Source organism: Bacillus sp. B1-WWTP-T-0.5-Post-4 (genome assembly GCF_009183795.1).
Classification (GTDB): Bacteria; Bacillota; Bacilli; order Bacillales; family Bacillaceae_G; genus Bacillus_A; species Bacillus_A cereus.
The window spans coordinates 38028-62333 of record NZ_WEIJ01000006.1 but is presented as its reverse complement, the minus strand read 5'-3'; the positions used below and the strand labels follow the sequence as shown (position 1 = coordinate 62333).

Genomic DNA, 24306 nt, shown 5'->3' with positions numbered 1-24306 from the left:
AAATAACGGCAACAATTACGGACAAAAAAGCAGTTGCTTGAGAGCAACTGCTTCAATACAGGTTTTATATTGGATATTCATTCAACCAAATTAGCGCTTGTTCATAATCATCAAAAAATCTCACAGATTCTTTCGTATTAGATTGTTGTAAATAATCCATTATCTCCCCCTCTTCAAGGAGAAATGCAATTGCCTTACTGTGATTCAAAATGATTTCATTGAAGAACTTCTCTTTCCATACTTTTTGAACAGAAAAATGATTTGGCGTGTATCCTTTTCTATCCACCAACAATTTGTATTTCCGCCCTTCAGAAATGAATTGCTGACAAACCTGCTCAAAACCATTAAACCATTCATACACATCATCTGTTTTTATATTGCCAACTAGATGGGTAACAATTATATCTCCTGAAACTGTTGTGCTGATATTCTGTTTACTCAACTTGGAATCCCCCTTAGTTACAATTTTGCGAAAAAACCGCATAAAATCAATAAAGAAAAAATTCTTACTTGACACTCCCACCCCACCGCTATCAAACTAAGCTCATGTAACGTCAATTATAAGCGAAATTGTATCTTTTTTCGCAAGTCTATATGTAGATGCTTTAAAGATTTTCATACGAAATCACCCGCAACGAGTTTCCTTTTTTTGAATTAAGCTACTTGATTATCAGACATGGTACAATTGTAAACGATACCCAATATATCATAGACTGTTTTCTTCTCATATCTATGGGATTTCCGCCATCATTTACCGCCTCAAATCTATTCGTTTTAACACGTATATTCAAAACAAAATATATGACAAATAAATAACGACAGTTACTGTAATAATGCTGAAAAGTGTTGAAAATAAAACGATTTGTGCATGTAATTCAGGCTCTATTTGATATTCCATAGCAATGGTTGATGTATTTCTTGAAGTAGGAAAAGAACTTGCAATAAATAATGATTGTGCAACAATACCATCGATGTTTAGTATGTATATTACGACAAGTGCTAATAATGGTCCCATCAGTAACCTTCCAATTAAAGCCCATGTTATGACTCGATGGAAAAAATTAAGTTTAATGTTAGATAATTGTGCCCCTAGCAATATGAGTGCTATTGCAACAAAACCATTCGCAAGCTGATTAAGAGGTAGCAAGATAGAATTAGGTATTTGAATTTTAAAAGATTGAAAGAGAACCCCTAATACGAGCGCATGAAATACAGGCAGTCTTAGAAATGATTGAATAATACCTCCGATTGTTTTTGTTGCTGATAGTAAGTTATATATCCCATATGAATAAGTTAAAAGATTCTGGAAAATCACAATAAAAATTTGAATGGAAACCCCCACTGGATTGTGACTGAAAATCAATTGACTTACTGGTAACCCATAATTACCAGAATTCATTAACGAAATGCTATTTTTTAGAGCTGCACTTTCTCCTTTTTCTAACTTTAATGTTTTTGAAATGAAATGACTTACTATGATCAGACTGAGACTATAAAGCATTAAATAGTATATTATCTGGAGTAACAAACCTGTTTCTATACGAATATCATATATATTCACAAATACCGCCGCTGGCATTAAGCAATAAGTAATAAGTGTAGAAAGCTGCTTTAAGTTAAATTGGAACTTTCTTTGTAAAATTGCACCAATTAGCATCAATATTAATATCGGTAATATTACGTCTAATATAATAAATACAAACATTTAAAACCTCATTCTAAATATATTTTAGTTGGATTAAACGCTTTACTAAATGTGGACACATTTCATTCATCGGAAAACACCCTTAGTTCTCAATAATCAGAAAACTGAAATCGATAATATGAAAATGCTCATCAAAAATTCTTATTTCATTTCCCTCTCTTTTCTTTAACATATCAAATATAACTCATAAAGAAAATTATGGATTATTTATACAAATTCATAATTTTATCTTATCGAACTAAACTGTATTCTTTAGTGTAGTACTTTTTTCACAATATCCGTTAGCCTTACCAAAAAATTTGGCCCTAAAAAAATCTGATACTGCAGTTACTATGCGAACAATACTTACATCAATCCCATACTTGTCGCTTAAACCACCTAACACACCTGATACTTGTTTATCTTGAGTGGACTTATATTTTTTTCATCTAAACATCCCGATTCAATTAAATATTTGCATTCTAAAAATGAGTTCGATCTTTAGAATATATTTAAGATTTCCTTCACTAATCTACCCTTTAATTGAATAACTTTTGACTTCTATATTTTAAAATGAAATTCCATAAACCTTCTGTTTTTCATTTTAAAAGCACATTCTTTTAGAAAACGAGCGTTTGTTGAGATAGCAATAAAAACATGTTGAAGCCTATTACTAAAAGAACCATCCCAATATACTTTGGGATGGTTCTTTTTCCTTATTAATGATTCTTTAACATCACTAACAATTTCTCTTGGCTATACATCCATACTGTAATGATTAAACAAGCAAGTGCGACTTCTGATAGCGCCATAAATCCAATTGCATAATGACCTGTTAATTGGAATAGTAATGTTAAAATTAGCGGTGGGAAGAATCCTCCTAGTCCACCTAAAGCTGATACGAGACCATTTACAATACCAGCTTGTTCTGAGAAATACATTGGAACGAGTTTGAAGATTGTACCATTACCAATCCCTGCACAAAATGCGACTAGTAAGCAACCAAATGTATACACGTTCATACTAGGCATAAATGATAAAATAATACCTGATAGTGTTAAACCGATAAATACGAAGATTAATATTTTAAATGGATTAAACTTATCACCGAGCCACCCACCAATCGGACGCATAATTGTTGCGAGTACGATGAATCCGGCTGTCCGCATACCAGCATCTACTTTCTCTAATCCGAAATGAGATACTAAAAAGTTTGGTAAGTATACGGTAAATGCGACAAATGATCCGAAAGTTAAAAAGTAAAAGATACATAAAAACCAAAGTTTCTCATTTTTATATACACCTTTTATTTGTTCCATTAGTGGTGTACTCACTTTTTTCTCTTTACGATCACCTAATAAAAAGTTCATAAGTGCAAACGCTGCAAGTAAAACTAAATAACATTGTACTGTCGTTCTCCAGCCAACTGAAGTTGCAATGACAGGTGCTAAAAACGAAGTAATTGCTGTTCCGGCGTTACCGACACCGTAAATACCATTTACAAAACCGTGACTCTCTTTCGGAAAGTATTTTGGTAAAGAGGTTACTCCTACAGAGAATACAGCTCCACCAATTCCTACAAATAATCCACCAATAATTAAATCCATCATAGAATTAGCAACACTAATATAAAAGACAGGAAATAATAATAGAATAAAACTAATATAGAATAATTTTCTTGCTCCGAAACGATTTGTCCAATAACCAATTGGAATGCGAAGAACAGAGCCTAAAATAACAGGTACTGCTGTGACCATAGAAATTTGTCCCGCAGTTAATGGAATATCCGCTTTAATATAAGGCATTAATGATGATAAAATGACCCATACCATAAAACCGATAATTAGATTAGAAGTTTGTAAACTTAATTGAAAATTAGGACTTTTCATCCTGTTCCCTCCTATGTATGCATAGTTAAATTCATTCTCTCCAGCCCAATCACGTCCTAACATCATTAGGCTGAAAAGAATCAACCACCACTTACTGGCGGAATCATTGCTACGACATCACCAATTTGGATGATGTCATCCTCATTTGCGTATTCTTCATTTATCGCGACCATAATCTCGTTTGAAATTGCTATGTTGTATTTCTTAGTGAGGACTTCCTTTAATTCCGCAACCATAATATTTTCATAGTCTATATACAAAGCCGGCTTACTTGCTCCTTCTTGCAAATGTGCAAATAATAGTACTTCAATCATATTCTCATCTCCTTTCCAGGCTCGCCATTACCATATGCTGTTTTCTCTAACTGATCACCTATCCACGACTCTCCATCTTCCCAAAACTCTTTTTTCCAAATAGGAACAATTTGTTTTATACGCTCCATAATATATTCATTCGCCTCATAGGCCGCTTTCCGATGTGGTGTAGACACAGCGACAACGACAGCAAGATCAGAAATTTGTAATGTACCAATGCGATGTGTAATAGCGACATATGTCCCCGGCCACTTCTCTCCTACTTCAATGCTAATTCTCTCAAGCTGTTTCTCCGCCATTGTCTTATAAGCTACATACTCTAAATGTAGCGTACGACGCCCTTTCGTAAATTCTCTAACAGTACCAATAAAAGTAGTAACTGCACCACACTCACGACGAATTACTTTGTTTGTAACTTCCTCAATTGAAATAGGTGTATCAATTACTTCATAATACGTTTGTATCATTTTGCACCTCTTATCTTTGTATAAGTTAGTAATCTATTTTTCTATTATTTGTATGATCGAAGTGGTTCTTCCCACGGCCACTCACTTCCGTTGTTTGATTCTAATAACAGTACCGAAACAGTAATTCCAGCTTCAAATCCTCTCGTTCCCCCTGGTAAAACGATAAATGCATTCGCTTCTGCAAGTGAAGAAATTGCGCTAGATTTATCTAAGCCAACTGGTGTAACTTGTAATTGACCATCTATAATTTCTACTCGCCCTCTTACAAATCGAGTAAACGGATTTGCTTTCGGGAAGTCTTTCTGTAAAATTGCCTCTGTACGATATACGTGTGGATCTTTCCTATGCAAGTATGTTCCAATGACTGGTCGAACATATAATTCACACCCGACATAACAAGCTGAAGGATTACCAGATAAACCAAATAGTAGTTTTCCTTCTACCTCAGCTACAGTTGTCACACTTCCTGGTCGCATCGCTATTTTGTTGAAAAGTACATTTGCTTGTAATTTCTCATAAATAGCCGGTAAATAATCATAGTCCCCTACTGAAACGCCACCAGTTGTAATTAAAATATCGACTTCTTTCATCGCTTTTTTTACAGTGTTATAACACGTCTCTAAATCGTCAGCGAATTGCCCATAATACTGTACAACTCCGCCGGCTCGTTCAATTTGAGCAGCAATCATATAAGAGTTACTATTTCGAATCTTCCCTGGCTTTAATTGTTCATGTACTTCAAGCAGTTCGCTTCCTGTCGTTACAATTCCAATAACCGGCTGTTTTATAACATGTACGGAACTATAACCAAACGTAGCAAGAAGCGCTGCTACTCCAGGATTAATAACAGTCCCTTTTTTCACAAGAATGCTATTTTGGTTTACATCTTCTCCTTTAAAAGAAATGTTATCGCCAGAAGAGAAAGAGCGTTTTAATACCATATAAATCTTTTCGTTTTCTTCAAATCCTTCCGTTAGTTCTAACATAACAACCGCATTACACCCTCTCGGAATTGCGGCTCCTGTCATAATACGGACAGCTTGAAATGCTTTCACTTCTTCTGTAAAAACAACCCCTGCTCCAATTTCACCAATCACTTCAAACTGAATAGGGTTACTACTACTTGCTTCTTTCGTATCTTCTGCTCGAATCGCAAACCCGTCGTACGGAGAGCGATCAAAATGCGGGACATCATGATCTGCAATAACATCTTTTCCAAGCGTTCTACCGTAGCTTTCTATAAGAGAAACCTCTTCTATTTCACCCTGATAAGCATATTCCATTACTCGTGCAACTGCTTCTGCCACTGGAATTGGATTACGTTTTAATACCATTCTTTTTCACCTCGTTTTTGGAAAGTGAAACTCACTTTCTATTCAGCCTATATATTTTGCGTACAATCGTTTTGCTATTTTCACATCATTTGTCCCATGAATAAATGCCCTACCGTCTGTAAATAAAACGAAACGATATTCATCAATTAGAAATGCTAGTAAGTACGGCGTTTTTTGGACATGTACAATTTTTTGTAATCTTTTTTTGATTTCGTTTAAATTTAGAACTCTCTTTATTCCTGGACGGATTTGGACTGTATTCCGTCCGCATAATACTTCCGTTTTCATCTGCGCTTCAAATGTTAAACTTGGATACGTACGTGTATTTCCGCAAGATGGACATGTACTTTTTTTCTGTTTATTTACTTTTAATGAGAGAAATTGATTGTTCCAAATATCAAATGATAACATTGTTCCTCTTAGCGCCTCGAAATCATCCACCAATATTTTCATTGCTTCTGTCACTTGGTGAGCAACAACCACCTGTACAGCTGGCTGAATAACTCCCGCTGTATCACATGTTGCACCGCCCATAGGTTGATCCATTAAGCATCGAAAACATGGTGTTTTTCCTGGAAGAATTGTGTACGTTACACCGTAACTTCCAATGCATCCACCGTATACCCAAGGTATATTTTCTTTTTGTGAAATATCATTTATAAGTAGACGCGTATCAAAATTGTCAGTCGCATCTAATATGAGATCCACTTCTTTCGTTAACTCTTCCATTTCTTTCATTGTGACATCCGTTACAACTGGTACAATTTCCACCTCAGAATTAATCTTTCTTACATGTTCTGCCGCTGCAATTGCTTTTGGTTTGCATTGTTTTGCATCTTCTTCTGTATATAACTGTTGCCGCTGTAAATTACTCCATTCGACATAGTCACGATCGGCAATTGTCAATTTCCCAATTCCCATCCTAACGAGTGCTTCCGCATTCGCAGCTCCTAGTGCACCCGCACCGATTAGGAGCACATGTTTCTTTCTTATTTTTCTTTGTCCCATTTCACCAATTCTAGAAAACAACACTTGCCTTGAATATCGCTCTTGCATAAGGAATCCTCCTTTCACTACCCGCCAATATACGACATTTCAACTTTTTGACGTTTATTTGTACTTTCCACCGTTCTTTCATCTGAATATCGATCTGTTCTATATCGCCATGTATGTTGGAGAATTTTTAGTAGTGAGGCATCCGAAATATTTTCTCTAAGAAGCGTTCGCAAATCCGTTCCTTTTTCTCCAAATAAGCATGTATAAAACTTGCCGTCTGCCGAAATACGGGCTCTCGTACAAAAAGAACAGAATGAATCAGAGACTGAAGTAATAAATCCAACTTCGGCATCGCTTCCTACATATCGATACAATTTCGCAACTTCTCCAAAGTAACGAGGTTTAACAAGTTCAATTGGATATACACGATTAATTTTTTCTATTAATTGTTCCTTCGTAACGACTTGTTCAAAGTTCCATCCGTTCGTACTGCCTACATCCATAAACTCAATGAAACGTAACTGTATTTCTTGTTCTTTAAAATACTGAGCCATAGGAAGAATTTGACTATCATTCATCCCTTTTTTTACGACCATATTTACCTTTACTTCTAATCCAGCTGCCTTCGCTGCTTGAACTCCTTTCAATACAGGTTTCGTACTTATATTTCTTCCATTAATTTTTTGGAAGACATGATCCTCTATTGCATCTAAACTAATATTTACTCGCTTTAATCCTGCGTCTTTTAGCGCCTTAGCTTGTTTTGCTAAATGAATTCCGTTTGTTGTGAGCCCAATATCTTTTAAGCCTTCTAGCTTTGCAAGTCTTGCAATTAACGTCGGTAAGTCTTTACGCAATAAAGGTTCACCGCCAGTAAGCCTAATTTTATTGATTCCCATACTTATAAATAATCTCGCTAATCTTTCTATTTCATCGAACGTTAATAAAAGCTCTTCCTTTAAAAAAGCGTAATCAGGTCCGAACACTTCAGCAGGCATACAGTATGTACACCTAAAATTACAACGATCAATAACTGAAATACGTAAATCTTGAAGTGGCCGTTCTAAAGAATCTTTCATGTTCTCATGCATCTATATCCCTTCTTTTCTGCTGCAATCCTTAGTAAGCTTTCAATTTTTTTATTTGCCTTCATTATAAAAAAGAAGCTACATATTCAATGTGACTTTTCTCACATTACTTTCCCCATTCAAAAATTCTTCACAAATCCGTTCGAATTTTGTTCACATCTTTAATCTCATCCACTTTGTCTATTGAATTTTTCAAACTAAAAACTGAAGATTTCTTCCCCTTACGGTCATTGAAATTTCAATTTATTTTTAAAATAGCTCTTGCATTTTCATCATACTTACACTCAAAATAGGAAATGTATTGCTTATAAGAAGAAAGGTGATCACTGTGGCAAACAGTATGACATTATCTCAAGATTTAAAAGAATTACTTGCATCTGTTGAATATAAAATGCAAATTAAAAAAGGTAGTTTTATTTTTCAAGAAGGTATGGAGGCAACAGAGCTCTATATCATCCACTCAGGAAAAGTACAAATTAGTAAATTAAGTGCTGACGGACAAGAATTGACACTTCGAATTTGTTCGGAATATGACATTATTGGAGAACTAACATTATTCACGGACAATGCGAAATACTTATTAAATTCAAAATGCCTTGAAGATGTTGAAGTAGGAGTTATAAAGCGTGAAGCGTTAGAAAAAGCATTACTCCAAAAACCAGCACTTGTATTTGAATTTATGAAATGGATTAGTGAACATTTAAGAAGAATGCAAACGAAGTTCCGAGATTTAGTATTACACGGCAAAAAAGGTGCCCTGTACTCTACTCTTATACGAATGACAAATAGTTACGGTGTATTAAAAGAAAATGGGATTCTCATCGATTTACCATTAACAAATCAAGAACTTGCTAATTTCTGTGCAACTTCACGTGAAAGTGTAAATCGAATGTTAAATGAATTAAAAAAGCAAGGTACAATTTCGATTCATAAAGGAAAGATTACAATCCACGATTTACAATTTTTAAAATGTGAAATTGCTTGTGAAGATTGCTCTGCTTCTGTTTGTAGCATTGATTAGCATCTTATTTAGATGCTAATCTTTTTTCAATTTAAACTACTTATTAACGATTATTTCCTATGTAAACAAAAACGAGGCCTGCCATATGAGACCTCGTTTCGTTTTAGCTGCTAACTCCTATCCGTTTACAGCAGTATTATTTTTTCAACTCATTAGGAATACGTCTTCTGTAAATTACATAACTACGGCTTACATATTTAATTGGGGCACTAAATACATGTACTAGTCTTGTAAATGGCCACACTGCGAATAAACCCATCCCTGCAAGAATATGAATTTTAAACCATACTGGTACTTCCGTCATATATTCAACTTTCGGTTGGAAAATAAAGAGACTTCGGAACCAAGGGCCAATTGTTGTACGATAATCAAATCCTTTTGAATCGATATTTAAAAATGTTGAAGAAAGTCCTGCTAACATTACGATAAGTAATAAAATAAGCGCAATATAATCTCCCTTTGTGCTCGTTGCAATGATACGTTTTACAGTTACGCGGCGGTACGTTAATATAATTAAACCGATGATAGAAGCAACACCTGCCGGGAGCCCGAAACTAATTGCCATTATGTGATACGTATGCTCAGAAATACCTATCGAACGGTATACAGCTTCTGGAATTAATATCCCCATAACATGACCGCCAATTACGAACATAATCCCAAAGTGGAATAATAGACTTCCGATTCGGAGCATTTTCTTTTCTAATAGTTCACTAGATTTTGATGTCCAGCCAAATTGATCATAGTTGTATCTAAAAATATGTCCACCGATAAAGATTGCAAAAATGATATATGGAAACAATACCCATAGAAATTGATTCATCATTTTAACAACTCTCCTTTCTAATTTGTCTGTACATCCCATGCTTCGATAGCGAGTAGAACAGCCGCAAGAATTGGTTCATACATACTACCTGCTTCTTTTAACTGAACGTGTAATGCTTGTATATTCTCCTTGTATTTACTCATAATTGGTTCACTGTCTTGCTCATTTGCATTTGCAAAAAACTCGAGTAATAGCGGTAAATAATCAGGTAGTTCTTTATCTGTTACTTCAAAACCCGATTTTTTATAATGTTGCTTTAACTCTAGTAATTCAATCCCTCTTTCTCTTTGTTCACCAGTGTTCATATACGTTAAATACATATTCGTCTTTTTACCAAAATCAAATGTATATACGTAACCATCAATAAGTTGATCGTTCGTTTTATGTAGCGCTTGTTTTATAAATGTTGTAAGTGAAGCTTTAACATCGTCCTGTTCAATCGCTTCCATCTCTTCTAGTAATTCAGTTAAAGCTTCCCTCCACCCGAGTTCCGGGTAGGAGAGAAGGAATGAAGAACAAGAAAAAGCAGTTCGTAAACTTTGTTTCATAATTTGCTGCCCCCTTTATTTAAGAAATTGTCATACAAGAGCCTGGGCCACCTGCGAATGATAAACCACAGCTTCCTTGTTCACTATATAAATCTGCAACTTGTTCTCGGTGAGACGTCGGGATAACAAAACGATCTTTATATTTCGCAATAGCAAGAAGACGATACATATCTTCTACATCCTGTTTTGTTAAACCAAGTTCTTTTAATACAGCTTCATTTGGCTCTTTATTAATTTGCAGCGCTCTCATATGCGTTCGCATAACAGCCATTTTCTTCAATGTAAGACGAATGTGTGATTCATCTCCTGCAGTGAGTAAATTCGCTAAATATTGAATTGGAATACGCATATTATCGATAGCAGGGAAAATCTCTTCTGCTTGCCAGTTACTGCCTTTCCCTTCCACCATATTCATAATTGGGCTAAGCGGCGGAATATACCAAACCATCGGCATTGTACGATACTCTGGATGAAGAGGCAGAGCAATTTTCCAATCGATAATCATTTTATAGATTGGTGACTGTTGTGCCGCTTTAATCCATTCTTCAGGAATGCCTTGTTTTTTCGCCTCAGCTGCTATTTCTGGATCATTTGGATCTAGGAAAACAGTAAGCTGAGATTCATATAAATCTTTTTCGTCTTCAACAGAAGCTGCTTCTTTTACTTTATCAGCGTCATATAGCATTACCCCAATATACCTGATACGTCCTACACATGTTTCTGAACAAATTGTTGGCATACCAGCTTCAATACGTGGGAAGCACATTGTACATTTTTCAGCTTTATTCGTTTGCCAGTTAAAATACACTTTTTTATATGGGCAAGATGATACGCAGAATCTCCAAGCACGACATGCATTTTGATCCACAAGTACAATCCCGTCTTCTTCACGTTTATACATTGCACCAGATGGACAAGATGATACGCACGATGGATTCATACAATGTTCGCATATGCGTGGTAAATACATCATAAAGACGTTTTCAAAATCAGTTTTAATTTCTTCTTCCATTTTCTTTACGTTCGGATCTTGCAATCCTGTTATATGTCCGCCTGCTAAATCGTCCTCCCAGTTTGGACCCCATTCAATTTTGTCGATAAATTCGCCTGTAATTGCTGATTTCGGACGAGCAACTGGTTGATGCTTACGCTGTGGGCTATTTGTTAATGTTTCATAATCATAATTCCAAGGTTCAAAGTAATCATCAATTGTTGGTTGATCTGGATTGTGGAAAATGTTCATAAGACGCTTCATTTTCGAACCAGATTTCAGCTGAATTTCACCATTTTTCAATTCCCAGCCGCCTTTATATTTATCCTGATCTTCCCATTGTTTCGGATAACCAATTCCAGGTTTTGTTTCTACGTTATTGAAATACATATATTCAGCACCTGGACGATTTGTCCAGGTGTTTTTGCACGTTACGCTACAAGTATGGCAGCCGATGCATTTATCTAGGTTCATTACCATTCCGACTTGTGCTTTAATCTTCAAGCCAATCTACCTCCTTCAGTTTGCGAATTACAACGTTTAAATCGCGCTGGTTCCCAGTCGGACCATAATAGTTAAATCCATAACTTAATTGACCGTATCCACCAATCATATGTGTCGGTTTTACGTGAATTCGAGTTGGACTATTATGCGTTCCCCCGCGGTTACTTGTTAATTTCGTACCAGGTACGTTAATGTGACGATCTTGCGCATGGTGCATAAATGCCATTCCTCTCGGTATACGATGCGTTACAACAGCACGCGCTACAACAACACCGTTACGATTAAAGCACTCAATCCAATCATTATCTGCAACACCCGCTTCAGCAGCGTCCTCTTTATTCATCCAAACAGTTGGACCACCTCTAAATAGCGTTAACATCGGTAATGAATCGAAGTACATACTATGAATCGACCACTTATTATGCGGTGTTAAATAGTTTAGTGTAATCTCTTTCCCTTCTACTTCGGGCCGTGATTTACGGAACGGTTTATGTTGCAGAATTGGTTTAAATGTTGCCATCGTTTCACCAAATTCTTTCATCATGTCATGGTCTAAGTAGAAAGATTGTCGACCAGTTATCGTTCTCCAAGGGATAAGACGTTCCACATTTGTTGTAAACGGTGAGTAACGGCGTCCACCTTTTTCTGAACCTGTAAATGCTGGAGAAGTAATTACTGTTTTCGGCTGTGCTGTAATTTGTTCGAATGTGAAGCATTCCTCTTCACGTTCTTCTGCTAAATCACGTAATTTTAGATCTGTTTGTTTTTCAAGTGCTTCCCATGCTTTTACTGCCATATGACCGTTTGTTGTAGAAGATAGTGTTAATACCGCTTCAGCAGCATTGATTGCTTCTTTTATGTCTGGGCAATCTTTCGCGATAGAATCCGTTCGAACAACTCCTAATTTGCTCTTTAATTGCTCATATTCTTTTTCCGCAGACCAAGAGATCCCTTTCGTACCAATCGGTTGTTTTCCGACATTCGGTCCAAGCGCAGTCATTTTGTCATAAATCGTTTTATAATCCCTTTCAACAACGTGAATTTGTGGCATCGTTTTACCCGGGATTGGTTCACATTCACCTTTACTCCAATCTTTAATCTTGCCAAGTGGTTGCGCTAATTCTTGCGGTGTATCATGAAGAAGTGGTGTTGCAACAACTTCTTTCATTGGTTCAAGATCAATTTTCTTCGCTAAATCTGACACAGCTTTAGAAAGTGAAGTGAAAATATCCCAGTCAGAGCGCGCTTCCCACGGTGAACCGATTGCCGGATTAAATGGATGTACAAATGGATGCATATCTGTACTGCTCAAATCGTGTTTTTCGTACCAAGTTGAAGCAGGTAAGACGATATCAGAATACAGTGCTGTTCCAGCCATACGGAAATCTAAATTAATGAGTAAATCAAGCTTTCCTTCTGGCGCTTCTTCATGCCACTTTATTTCTTCTGGTCGTAATGAATCACTGTCGTCATTCATTAACCCGTTTGTTGTACCTAATAAATGTTTTAAGAAATATTCATGTCCTTTACCAGAACTCGAAATTAAATTCGCACGCCATACGAATAAGTTGCGCGGGAAGTTGTTTTTGTTATCTGGATCTTCAATCGCAAATTTCAGTTCTTTTTCTTTTAATTTTTGTGCAACATATTTTCCGATTTCTTCTTGCTTTGTTGCACCAGCAGCAACAGCCTCTTTATATAATTCAATTCCATTTTTCTCGAATGTTGGATAAGAAGGTAACCAGCCAAGTCGTGCAGCTAATACGTTGTAATCACCGTGATGTTGATAACGAGAGTTGCCTTCAACTGGAGATGCTAAATGTCCAACAGGTGTATCTTCATAACGCCATTGATCTGTTACGAAATAGAAGAAAGATGTACCATTTTGTAATTTTGGCGGCCCTTGCCAATCTTTTGCCATCGCGATTGTTTGCCATCCTTCTGCTGGTCTTAATTTTTCTTGACCAACATAATGAGCCCAACCACCGCCGTTTACACCTTGTGCTCCAACGAGAAGAACAAGATTTAAAACGGCGCGATAAATCGTATCAGAGTTAAACCAATGGTTAATACCTGCTCCAACAATTATCATTGAGCGACCATTCGTATCAACAGCATTTTGTGCGAACTCACGAGCGATTTGAATAATAAGCTCACGTTTTACTCCTGTCATTTTCTCTTGCCATGCAGGTGTAAACGGTATATCATCATTGAAGTCTTTCGGTTCTTGTCCGCCAAGCCCTCTGTTCACACCGTAATTTGCTAACGTTAAGTCGTATACAGTTGTAACGAACATTTCGCCCTCTTCTGTCATAACCTTTTTCACTGGAATCGTACGTTCTAATACTTTGTTTCCATCATCAGAGAAGTACGGAATTTGTACAGTTCCAATCGCTTCTTCCATTCCAAGTAAAGAAAGACGTGGATCAATCTTTTCACCTGTTTCTTCATCTTCTAAACGCAAGTTCCATTTCTTTTCATTATCCCAACGTGACCCCATTGTGCCGTGAGGTGTTGCAAAATCATTCGTATTCTCGTTCCAAAGAACAGGTTTCCATTCCCCTAACTTCGTTTCTCGTCCAATATCAGAAGCATTTAAGAACCGATCAGCAACGAATTGATCTCCTTTTTGTTTCAATGTGACAAAGAAAGGAAAATCAGTATATTGCTTCGCATACTTTGTGAAATATTCCACTTGATTATCTACGTAAAATTCTTGTAAGATTACGTGCCCCATTGCCATCGCAAGTGCACCGTCTGTACCTTGTTTCACACTAATCCAATCATCCGCAAACTTTGTTGATTCAGCGAAATCAGGACTGACAGAAACAACTTTCGTTCCTTTATATCGAACCTCTGCTAAAAAGTGTGCATCTGGTGTTCTCGTCATTGGTACATTTGAACCCCATGTCATAATGTAACCAGAGTTATACCAGTCACTACTTTCTGGTACATCTGTTTGATCACCCCAAATTTGAGGAGAAGCTGGTGGTAAATCCGCATACCAATCATAGAAGCTAAGCATCGGTCCACCCATAAGTTGCATAAAGCGACTACCAGCAGCATGACTTAGCATCGACATAGCTGGAATTGGTGAAAAGCCAACATTTCGGTCTGGACCGTATTTCATTACTGTGTACAGTAATGAAGCTGAAACGAGTTGTAACACTTCATCCCAATTCGCACGAATGAATCCCCCTTTACCACGCGCCTGCTTATACGTACGTGCCTTTTCACGGTTTTCCACAATGCTTTTCCAAGCCTCTAATGGTGACTCGTTATTTTGCAATTCTTCTTGCCACATATTCCAAAGAACACCACGTACATACGGGTATTTCACACGAAGTGGACTATAAATGTACCAAGAAAAACTTGCTCCACGTGGGCATCCTCGCGGTTCAAAATCTGGCATATCAGGACCTGTAGTCGGATAGTTAAGCTCCTGCCCTTCCCAAGTTACAATTCCATCTTTCACATATATATTCCAGCTACATGAACCAGTACAGTTCACGCCGTGTGTAGAACGAATTACTTTATCATGCTGCCAACGCTTTCTGTACACATTTTCCCATTCGCGATCTTCATATGTTTCTTGTGTATGATTATCGTTATAACGATCTATTGGTGAAAAATATTTTAAACGTCTCATTAGTGCTGAAGTTTTTTTCTTCATACTGTTCACTCCTTTAATACGTCTCTCTTACATACCCTTACTATAAGAGAGGTTGTAAAATACAGATGTGACATTTCGCACAGTTCAAGAGATTGTCAAAAATTCAGTAGAAAATAAGTTTGTGAGAAAATCTTGTGTTCCGTTGTGAAGATTATGGTTAATCTTAATTATTAGGAGAATGGTATTTTGAGGTATCGACTATTTTGCAAAAGAAAAAGAGTTTTGATATTATTTCAAAACTGCCATAAGGAAAAGAGTATAAATTGTATGTAAAAATATTTTTCCCAATGTTATTATTTTATATCGAGTCTTATTTTACATAAAACTACAAATCATTATTTACTGTATTGCCCTTAGTTACGGAAACAATTATACTAGATGTAATCGAAATAAATAATCTGAATATTCTCAGAATTCAAGGTAGAAGTTTTACTATCTACATATAGAATTAGAAATATGTCCACTAAATTGATTAGAAAACGATAATAACATTAGGAGGATTACGATGCCCCAGCTTGATTCATTACATCCCACTGTAGAAAAAATAATCAATAATATTGAAAAAATAATGGTCGGAAAACGAAAAGAAACAATCTTAGCTTTGACAGCTCTCTTAGCTGAAGGTCATGTGCTATTAGAAGATGTTCCTGGTGTCGGGAAAACAATGCTAGTACGTGCTCTTTCTAAATCCATTGATGCTGATTATAAGCGAATTCAATTTACACCTGATTTATTGCCGTCAGATGTAACAGGAGTTTCTATTTATAATCCGAAAGAGCTCCAATTTGAGTTCAAGCCTGGACCAATTATGGGGAATTTTGTACTTGCTGATGAAATTAATCGTACATCTCCAAAGACACAATCTGCTTTACTTGAATGTATGGAAGAAGGCAATATTACAATAGATGGTATTACAAGACCTTTACCAAAGCCGTTCTTTGTCATGGCTACACAAAATCCAGCCGAATATGAAGGAACATATTCTCTACCAGAAGCTCAGCTCGATCGTTTCTTATTGAAACTAAAAATGGGATATCCTACACCAGAGGAAGAATTTGAAATTTTAAACCGGATGGAAAAAACAAATCCACTCTCTCAATTACAAACCATTACTACAATAGAAGATTTACTTTATTTACAACAAAGCGTACAGGTAGTAAGTATGGACAAAGCAATTAAGCATTACATTGTAAAGCTTGTTAATCAGACTCGTACGTACAGTTCTATACAGTTAGGTGCAAGTCCACGTGGCTCGATTGCTTTAATGAAAGCTTCACAAGCTTATGCATTTATCCATGGCAGGAATTATGTTATTCCAGACGATGTTAAATTTTTAGCTCCTTATGTTTTAGCACATAGACTCATTCTAAAAATGGAAGCAAAATTTGAAGGAATAACTGGCGAACAAGTTATCGCAAAAATCGTTGCACGAACTACCGTGCCTACTCAAAGGACGATGAACCCTTGATGAAACGAATGCTGCGAGCGCTATATCACGTTATGAAGTTATTGCTACTCCCTTTATGCCTAGTCTTAACATTTATGTACGCTATGTTTCAAGGCGGGTTTGTCAGTTGGTTTTTGTTTTACAGCATAATTCCCATTGCTCTTTATTCGCTACTACTCCCCTTCTACGCTTTACGGGACGCTGAAGTAAAGCGAATAACAAACCAGAATGGATATGTAGTAGGAGAACAATTTGTAAGCACGATTACAATAAAAAGAAAATTTCCTTTTCCCTTACTTTATTTAGTTATAGAAGATGAACTGCCACCACAATTTATAAGTTGTAAACAAACAAAGATGAATAAGGTAGTACTCTTCCCAGGATTGAAACGAAATATTTCGTTTCAATATGTTATTGACACAATCCCTAGAGGCGAGCACACTTTTTCAAGCGTTCGTGTCAAAACTGGCGATTTATTCGGCATGATAGAGAAAGAAGTAACTTTTTCAGTTCCAGATACATTTTTAGTCTATCCCCAGTATGTAGATATAGCATATCGACAATTGGAAAATCATTTCGAACAAGGAGCGCTTTCAGCAAATATAAATTCAGCAAAAGACTCTACAATCTCTGTCGGTGTCAGAGACTATAAACCTGGTGATCGCTTTTCATGGATTGATTGGAAAGCAACTGCACGAACAAACAATATTATGACAAAAGAGTTTGAACAACAGCGCAGCCATAATGTCATGATATTCATAGACAGAACCGAGTCTCCTCTATTCGAATCAGTCGTCACATTTACTGCCTCTATCGTAAGGGCTGTCTTGAAACAAAATTCACCAGCATCATTCGTGTCTATCGGAAAAGAACAAACTATTTTCCCTTTAGACAATGGAGATACGCAGTTACAACAAATCCTTTGTCATTTAGCAAAAGTGCAAGCAGACAGTGTATTCCCGCTCTCCCAGAGTGTAGACATGGAACTAAGAAAAATTTATGAGCCCGTCACGGTTATACTCGTGACCAGTAATCTTTCTCCCGATATTCAAAAGGCGGCTGATTGTGCTGCTATAAAAAATAGAAAATGTATGGTTTTTGTCGTGAAAGAAAAAGCGAATCAACTTTCACACCGAGAAATCAGTATACTAGAAACTCTAAAAAAACGACAAATATTTGTAAACACGGTTTATGAAAACCGGTATACAAACGTGTTTTTTGAGGTGAGCAAATGATAACATTACAAACAAAATACAAGTGGGATACGAACAGATTCTTTATGCATGCATGTGTATTTCTTCTTTTACTAGAATGGCTAAGACCTCTTATAGGTATTACAAATGTAGGTAGATTAGATATTTTCGTAACATTTATAGGAATTTGCTTCGCTCTCTCTTTTTTTCAAACGAGGTGGCAGATTCCAATAAAAATTGTCACAGTCCTATTTATCATTCATTCCCTATATTATAAAAATGCTTTTATAAATCCATCTTGGCTAACAACATTCTTTTCTGATATGTCTCGAAATTCCTCCCTATTTTTCCAAGGGAATTTACTAGATATTTCTCCAGTTTTTCCGACGGTTTTATTTTTTCTCTCATTTTGGTTTTTGAGTTCTTTCACTTCATTTTGGATTATTCATAAAAAACGTGGGTTTCTATTTCTTGTATTGACTATTATTTATATCGCAACTTTTCATAACTTACATTTATACAATGCAAACTACGCTATTATTCGAACTGTTGTCATCGGATTTTTTATGCTTAGTCTTCTTCAAGTAGAACGAATAAAAGAGCGTGAACACTTACAAAATTATGCTAGGGAAATCTCAAAATTACTTAGACCACTTACAATATTTATTGTATTATTAGCAACCATCGCATACTTTGCTCCAAAATTTGGCCCTCAATGGCCAAACCCAATGGATTTTTTAAAATTCAACACATCTGAAGCAAGTAAAGAACAAAAAGTTTCTACAATTGGGTATGGTTTAGATGACTCGCGATTAGGTGGTCCTTTTAAGGCGGATCCTACAATTGTTTTCACAGCACGAACGCAAAACAAACAATATTGGAGAGTAGAAACAAAAGATTTCTATACAGGAAAAGGCTGGGAAATTTCTGAAAATCCGAAAAAGATTTCTTTTAAAAATAAAAACGACGTCGTAAGCTGGTACGAACAAAATACAAAAACGGAAACGACTGAGGCAACAATTACCATGCAAAAAAGTTACCCTCACCTTACCTATCCAGCAGGATTAGTATCAGTTGAGGCTTCTTCTGATGTATCATACAGTGTTGACCCGTTTTCAGAAAAAATTTATACAATGAATGGAGACTCTTCTACTACTTTACATTCGTATAAAGTAACATATGAGATCCCTGAGTTTTCCATAGAAAACTTGAAAGCTGTAAAAACAAATGAAGGTCAAGAAACAAACCCTTATTTTATGACAAAGTACACACAACTTCCCGAGTCATTACCACAGCGCGTAAAAGACTTGGCTGTCAATCTTACAAATGATAAAGACAACCGATATGATAAAGTATTAGCTATTGAAAATTACTTCACAGACAACTCTTTTACATACGAATCAACGAATGTCTTATTCCCTGCCAAAAGCCAAGATTATGTAGATCAATTCCTTTTCGATACAAAAAGCGGCTACTGTAATAATTTTTCGACGTCTATGATTGTACTACTTCGTTCTGCCGGGATTCCTGCTCGCTGGGTAAAAGGCTATACAGAAGGAACTCTTGACAATACGCTTGCCTCTGCAGAAGGTGCGGATGTTTATACAATCACGAACGATAACGCACACTCTTGGGTCGAAGTATATTTCCCAGGATACGGATGGATTCCATTCGAACCAACAAAAGGATTTACCAATCCCTATAATTTTATAAATAATACGCCTGCTCCTATTTCACAAAATAGCGAAGCAAATAATTCTAATAACGAGCAAATACAACAACGAAATAATGAAACAAAACTTAAAAGTTTAATAGAAAATATAGAAGAAGCTTCTACTAAAAAGGTCACAAATTCTAAAACTAGTTTTTCTTGGTGGTACGTATTCCTCTCTACGATACTAATTAGTATTATAGGATACATTCTCTTCACCACTAGAATGAAATGGATGACATTTCTTATTATTCATTTCTATAAATACCGAAAAAATGATGCTGTTTATCAAAAAGCTTACGGTGCACTTTTAAAACAATTTGCGAGAATTGGCATACCACGGAGTGAAAGTCAAACATTCCGAGAATACGCTCTCCATATCGATACACTTTACAACTCGGCCGATATGCAACAACTTACTGCCAGTTATGAGAACGCTATATATAAACATGGGCAGGCTGCAGAAGAATGGAAGAAATCTGTACACTTATGGGAAGTGCTTATGAAAAAAGCAGCTTCTCTACCTAAATCAGATGGCTTTGATACAGTTATTTAATCTTGAAAATGTGAGTTTAAAGAAAACGTCTCAAAGAACTACATTGTTCTTTGAGACGTTTTTTAATAAAGTGAAACTCCTAATTATTCTCCAAGTACCTTCTCAATCTCAACTTCTAAATCTACCGGCTTCGTCTGCGGCGCAAAACGCCCTACTACTTTCCCGTCTTTTCCGATTAAAAACTTCGTAAAATTCCATTTTACTGCTTTCATACCGAGTAAACCTGGTGCTTGTTCTGTCATGTATGTATATAAAGGATGAGCCTTATCACCTTTCACATCAACCTTTGCAAACATTGGGAAGTTTACACCGTAGTTTAATTCACAAAAACTAGTAATATCCGCTTCTGTACCTGGTTCTTGTCCCCCGAATTGGTTACAAGGGAATCCGAGTATTTCGAGTCCCTGGTCTTTATATTTATCATACAACTCTTGTAATCCTTTATATTGTGGTGTAAAACCACATTTGCTAGCTACATTGACAATAAGAAGTGCTTTTCCTTCGTAATCTTTTAACGATTTTTCTTCACCTGTAATTGTTTTAGCTGAAAAATCATAAACTGTCATTGTCTTTGCCCCTCTCTTCATTATCATTCTATGTTTATACTATACTATATTCGTGAATATACAGCTCTTATTACGTACTTATAAGATATAATGATAGCGCTTTATTTCCATTCAAAATTCGACACATACCACTAGACTTTTATGATGGAAAGTTTTACAATTGAAATGTGAACAAAATGTGACAGTTTATATTCCATTATAAAAGAAAAGGATGGTGTCCATTATGAAAACTGCACAACATGAAACGATTTCAAATCGCGAGTTTTATTTCGTACTATATATGATGTTATTGTATGTTACTGGCTGGGTAATCGATGTAAATGGTTTATTCTTAAGCTCCTACTTTAATTTAGCAGGAGAAATTATGCTTCCATTAGTAGGCGGGATTGTTGGACTGTTCATTATGTCTATTAATAAACAACAAACGAAATAATAATATTACAAAAAGGCAGAAGACGAGCTTTCGTTTTCTGCCTTTTTTCTATTTTAGCGTATAATAAAAACATGCAGTATATAAGGAGTGGTAAATATGAAAAAAGTAGAGCAATTATCTTCTCACCTATATCTTATTGATGATTTCGATTTACAGCATAATGAACGAACAGGTACGTATGTTTTATTAGGTGACGATATTACTTTAATTGAAACTTGTGCAGCCCCTTCTCTTCCGTATATTTTAGACGGCTTACAACAATTACATATTGATTTAAACGATGTTAAAAACATTATCGTTACACATGTGCATTTAGATCACGCTGGCGCAGCTGGTTTAATGATGGAACAGTGTCCAAATGCTACGTTATATGTGCATTCTCGTGGTGCTCGTCATATGATTGATCCAACAAAACTTATTTTAGGTGCAAAAGCTGTCTACAAAGAAGATTTCGATAAACTCTTTGACCCAATTCTTCCAATTGAAGAAGAACGTGTTCATATTGTACAACATGGTGATACGTTAAAAATTGCAAAAGACCGCACCCTTACATTTTATGATACACCAGGACATGCGAAGCACCATATTAGCATTCACGATTCATTAACAAACGGGATTTTTACTGGCGATACAATTGGAATTTATTATAGAGAACTCGCAGACCTTGGTGTAGAACTGTATCTACCATCAACGTCCCCTTCACAATTTCAACCAGATGCGATGATTGCTTCTAAAAATCACATTCAAAGTATGGATGTAGATACTATTTATTTCGGGCATTATGGTGCATCATCCAATGTTACAGAAGTATATAATCAACTGGAACATTGGCTACCTATTTTCGTTCAGACTGGTAAGGAAGTCTTTGAAAAGTATAATGATTTCGATGAAGCGACTAAAGCTTTACAAACTTTGTTAATGGATAAAATCTCTTCTCATCTTACAAAGTTAAACGTTCCATCAGATCATTCCGTTTATAATATTTTACATTTAGATATAGAAATTAGCGCAATGGGTATTATTGATTATTTCACGAAGCAAGAAAAAGCAAACTCCACTATTAACTAACAGTAAAAGAAGAGATATACAACAGTAGTTATTGTATATCTCTTCTTTTTTTGAATATATTTTGAGTAAAGGATGGTGGAATATAATGCAAAAATTGATGCTATACCTCTGCTTCACATTATTTATCGTCTTATTATTATTTGTAGGAGTAAAAATTCAATTTTATTTAGATACAGATGCACAAGTGAACTTTAACGTTTATCCAAGATTATTCTACTTTACACTCTTCCCTCTTATAGTTGGCATTTTATTACGATTCCTTCAATCTATTAATCGCGAAACGAGTAAACAAAACTGGAGCTTTCAACCGGATAAATTTATTGCTATTACAGTGCCTACACTATTCATTTCCTTTTCCCCAGCACTACTCTTTTCACCACTTGCCGAATACCTACCTTATTTAGTTAATATTATTCTAATAAATACAACTTTTGTTACGATTATTAGTTTAATAGCTGGTTATTCCCTTTTAGATTGTTTTATACAAAAGGATCATGCAACGATGAAAAAATATAATTGAATACTTTATTTTCTTTCAATAAAAAAAGCTCGAAGCTAAAGCTTTGAGCTTTTTACTTATCGCACCTTTTCATTTACATACTCCATAAACTGCTCTGCTTTAATAAATCTTTCTTTGTACGCCTCAGGTACTTCTTCTACTTTCATTCCACCAGTTGATTTTGTCTTCACTTGTACTATTTCATATGTCATTAAAGCTTCCACATAGCGATCAAACTCTTCTTTTGTTAATATCTCTTTACTAGATTTATGACCATTTAGTTTATCAAAGTATGGTTGAAGGCTCATACTTACCTTTTTCATTTCTGCTCTTTTTCCTGGTGATAATTCATCATAATCAATATTACCGTTTGAATCTCCGTACGCAAGCTTTGCATTAGTTAATTTTTTCAGTTCTTTTGTAAACTCTTCATATTCCTTTGCACCCATTTCATCTTTCGCTTCTGATAATTTTGCATTAAAACGCATATACGTTTCTAATGTCATTGCTCCGGCATGTTTTTTTAAATTCTCAAAAGATCCATATATACCATCCGCCATAATAGATTGATACGCAAAACCTGTCGTCGGGATTAAAAGAGCTGCTGCAAGTACTCCTGCGATAAGGCGTTTCTTCCTCTTACTCTCGCCGTGCTTCATTTTTATTTGCACGATTACTTTTTCTTTTAAATCCGGCGGGGCAACAATACCCTTTGCTTCTTCTTGTATAGATTCCCTAACTCTACAATCTAAACTCATTTCACATTCCCTACCTCTCCTAAAAAAATTTCTTCTACTTGCTCTTTTTGACGTAGTTTCTTTAATGCCGCATGAATTCTAGATTTCACTGTACCGATTGGAATATGTAATATTTGTGCTACTTCTTCTTGTGAATAATCGTGTAAGTATCTTAAGATAATAACTTGTTTCAATTTATACGGTAATTTATGAATGAGTTCGATTAGTTTTTGGTTTGATATTTTACTTACAACATCGTTAGAAAAATCAATTTGCACTGGCTTTCTTTGCTCTTCTGCTTTTTTTATAATTCGTAGTCGCATCCACCTCTTTCTTCTATAAGAATGAATTTGTTTAATCGCAAGCCCAATTAGCCAAGGGCGAAATGGCTTCTCGCTATCATATTTACGAAGCGATTCATATAGCTGTATGTATACTTCTTGAACGACATCATCTACATCCGTTTTATCTTCAATTAAAAAATGTGCTGTTTTATATACTTCTTGAATCGTTACATCATACAATTCGCTATACGCTTCTTTATTGCCTGATAAAGTTAATTGAATTAAATGTGCGTAATCTATTTCATCCTTCATATTCCAGCCCTCCTTTGTCTTACACTATATATTGGCAGGTAATTCATATTTCGTTCGATTTTTCCGAAAAAGTTTTTTATATAAATTAATATAATGATCCACTGAGTTCATAAGCTTCACTTATAACCACACATAACTATTATATAATTTTCCAATTTCTGATAA

General features: G+C 35.7%; 22 protein-coding genes and 1 pseudogene. 7 read left to right on the top strand and 16 right to left on the bottom strand.

The window, feature by feature from the left end; translation table 11 throughout:
• Nucleotides 1-64: 64 nt before the first annotated feature.
• The 9 genes and pseudogenes from GBN91_RS18870 to moaA all read right to left on the bottom strand — a co-directional run bounded on the left by GBN91_RS18870 (nucleotide 65) and on the right by moaA (nucleotide 7775).
• Complete coding sequence (locus GBN91_RS18870; RefSeq protein WP_080120259.1) at nucleotides 65-484, bottom strand: STAS/SEC14 domain-containing protein; 420 nt, start codon at nucleotides 482-484, stop codon at nucleotides 65-67.
• 303 nt (nucleotides 485-787) lie between these two features.
• A complete protein-coding gene (locus GBN91_RS18865) occupies nucleotides 788-1705 on the bottom strand; it encodes an AEC family transporter (RefSeq protein ID WP_016122394.1) in 918 nt (305 codons plus the stop codon).
• A 295-nt stretch (nucleotides 1706-2000) separates the two neighbouring features.
• Nucleotides 2001-2129 (bottom strand): annotated as a pseudogene (locus GBN91_RS29285) (PspC domain-containing protein); the annotation flags it as partial.
• A gap of 274 nt (nucleotides 2130-2403) precedes the next feature.
• Entirely contained in the window at nucleotides 2404-3573 is a 1170-nt protein-coding gene (gene narK, locus GBN91_RS18855) for a nitrate transporter NarK (RefSeq protein ID WP_006922453.1), read from the bottom strand.
• 80 nt (nucleotides 3574-3653) lie between these two features.
• On the bottom strand, nucleotides 3654-3887 hold the full coding sequence (gene moaD / locus GBN91_RS18850) for a molybdopterin converting factor subunit 1 (protein ID WP_006922454.1): 234 nt from the start codon (nucleotides 3885-3887) through the stop codon (nucleotides 3654-3656).
• Entirely contained in the window at nucleotides 3884-4354 is a 471-nt protein-coding gene (locus GBN91_RS18845; RefSeq protein WP_006922455.1) for a molybdenum cofactor biosynthesis protein MoaE, read from the bottom strand. The genes moaD and GBN91_RS18845 overlap by 4 nt, the downstream gene beginning before the upstream one ends.
• Before the next feature lie 44 nt (nucleotides 4355-4398).
• Complete coding sequence (locus tag GBN91_RS18840; RefSeq protein WP_086411518.1) at nucleotides 4399-5688, bottom strand: molybdopterin molybdotransferase MoeA; 1290 nt, start codon at nucleotides 5686-5688, stop codon at nucleotides 4399-4401.
• 42 nt (nucleotides 5689-5730) lie between these two features.
• A complete protein-coding gene (locus GBN91_RS18835; protein ID WP_016122392.1) occupies nucleotides 5731-6744 on the bottom strand; it encodes a molybdopterin-synthase adenylyltransferase MoeB in 1014 nt (337 codons plus the stop codon).
• A 17-nt stretch (nucleotides 6745-6761) separates the two neighbouring features.
• Nucleotides 6762-7775: a GTP 3',8-cyclase MoaA gene (gene moaA / locus GBN91_RS18830; RefSeq protein ID WP_152122000.1), complete on the bottom strand. Its 1014-nt coding sequence runs from the start codon at nucleotides 7773-7775 to the stop codon at nucleotides 6762-6764.
• Between the two features lie 325 nt (nucleotides 7776-8100).
• On the opposite strand from moaA, the gene GBN91_RS18825 reads away from it, so the two are divergent.
• Nucleotides 8101-8793 (top strand): Crp/Fnr family transcriptional regulator, encoded by a 693-nt coding sequence (locus GBN91_RS18825; RefSeq protein WP_000013866.1) that lies wholly within the window; start codon nucleotides 8101-8103, stop codon nucleotides 8791-8793.
• Between the two features lie 136 nt (nucleotides 8794-8929).
• Here the strand turns inward: GBN91_RS18825 and narI are convergent, their stop codons facing one another.
• From narI to GBN91_RS18805, 4 genes are read right to left on the bottom strand one after another with little or no spacing between them, the layout of a single operon-like run.
• Nucleotides 8930-9619, bottom strand: coding sequence for a respiratory nitrate reductase subunit gamma (gene narI / locus GBN91_RS18820; protein WP_000981851.1), 690 nt, complete (start codon nucleotides 9617-9619; stop codon nucleotides 8930-8932).
• A gap of 17 nt (nucleotides 9620-9636) precedes the next feature.
• Nucleotides 9637-10167 carry a nitrate reductase molybdenum cofactor assembly chaperone gene (gene narJ, locus GBN91_RS18815; RefSeq protein WP_049107457.1) on the bottom strand — a complete coding sequence of 177 codons (531 nt, stop codon included), beginning with the start codon at nucleotides 10165-10167 and terminating at the stop codon, nucleotides 9637-9639.
• A 19-nt stretch (nucleotides 10168-10186) separates the two neighbouring features.
• Nucleotides 10187-11662, bottom strand: a complete 1476-nt coding sequence (gene narH, locus GBN91_RS18810; protein WP_152121998.1) for a nitrate reductase subunit beta — start codon at nucleotides 11660-11662, stop codon at nucleotides 10187-10189.
• Nucleotides 11652-15335, bottom strand: a complete 3684-nt coding sequence (locus tag GBN91_RS18805) for a nitrate reductase subunit alpha (protein WP_086411520.1) — start codon at nucleotides 15333-15335, stop codon at nucleotides 11652-11654. The genes narH and GBN91_RS18805 overlap by 11 nt, the downstream gene beginning before the upstream one ends.
• 505 nt (nucleotides 15336-15840) lie before the next feature.
• Here GBN91_RS18805 and GBN91_RS18800 point away from each other — a divergent pair.
• From GBN91_RS18800 to GBN91_RS18790, 3 genes are read left to right on the top strand one after another with little or no spacing between them, the layout of a single operon-like run.
• A complete protein-coding gene (locus GBN91_RS18800; protein ID WP_152121996.1) occupies nucleotides 15841-16803 on the top strand; it encodes an AAA family ATPase in 963 nt (320 codons plus the stop codon).
• Nucleotides 16803-18017, top strand: coding sequence for a DUF58 domain-containing protein (locus tag GBN91_RS18795; protein WP_086411521.1), 1215 nt, complete (start codon nucleotides 16803-16805; stop codon nucleotides 18015-18017). Before GBN91_RS18800 ends, GBN91_RS18795 begins: the two co-directional genes overlap by 1 nt.
• Nucleotides 18014-20242, top strand: coding sequence for a transglutaminase TgpA family protein (locus GBN91_RS18790; protein ID WP_152121994.1), 2229 nt, complete (start codon nucleotides 18014-18016; stop codon nucleotides 20240-20242). Before GBN91_RS18795 ends, GBN91_RS18790 begins: the two co-directional genes overlap by 4 nt.
• Nucleotides 20243-20325: 83 nt before the next feature.
• Here GBN91_RS18790 and bsaA read toward each other — a convergent pair whose 3' ends face one another.
• Nucleotides 20326-20808 carry a glutathione peroxidase gene (gene bsaA, locus GBN91_RS18785; protein WP_152121992.1) on the bottom strand — a complete coding sequence of 161 codons (483 nt, stop codon included), beginning with the start codon at nucleotides 20806-20808 and terminating at the stop codon, nucleotides 20326-20328.
• 223 nt (nucleotides 20809-21031) lie between these two features.
• Between bsaA and GBN91_RS18780 the strand changes: the two genes are divergently transcribed.
• The 3 genes from GBN91_RS18780 to GBN91_RS18770 all read left to right on the top strand — a co-directional run bounded on the left by GBN91_RS18780 (nucleotide 21032) and on the right by GBN91_RS18770 (nucleotide 22829).
• The gene (locus GBN91_RS18780; RefSeq protein ID WP_000844984.1) at nucleotides 21032-21241 is read left to right on the top strand and encodes a DUF3925 domain-containing protein; all 210 of its coding nucleotides are present in this window, start codon (nucleotides 21032-21034) and stop codon (nucleotides 21239-21241) included.
• Between the two features lie 96 nt (nucleotides 21242-21337).
• The gene (locus GBN91_RS18775) at nucleotides 21338-22309 is read left to right on the top strand and encodes an MBL fold metallo-hydrolase (protein ID WP_000754974.1); all 972 of its coding nucleotides are present in this window, start codon (nucleotides 21338-21340) and stop codon (nucleotides 22307-22309) included.
• Between the two features lie 85 nt (nucleotides 22310-22394).
• Nucleotides 22395-22829 (top strand): hypothetical protein, encoded by a 435-nt coding sequence (locus GBN91_RS18770; protein ID WP_001170913.1) that lies wholly within the window; start codon nucleotides 22395-22397, stop codon nucleotides 22827-22829.
• A gap of 56 nt (nucleotides 22830-22885) precedes the next feature.
• On the opposite strand, the gene GBN91_RS18765 is transcribed toward GBN91_RS18770, so the two are convergent.
• Nucleotides 22886-23566, bottom strand: coding sequence for a DUF3600 domain-containing protein (locus GBN91_RS18765; RefSeq protein WP_000050669.1), 681 nt, complete (start codon nucleotides 23564-23566; stop codon nucleotides 22886-22888).
• Nucleotides 23563-24141, bottom strand: coding sequence for a sigma-70 family RNA polymerase sigma factor (locus GBN91_RS18760; RefSeq protein ID WP_000650920.1), 579 nt, complete (start codon nucleotides 24139-24141; stop codon nucleotides 23563-23565). Before GBN91_RS18760 ends, GBN91_RS18765 begins: the two co-directional genes overlap by 4 nt.
• Nucleotides 24142-24306: the final 165 nt, after the last annotated feature.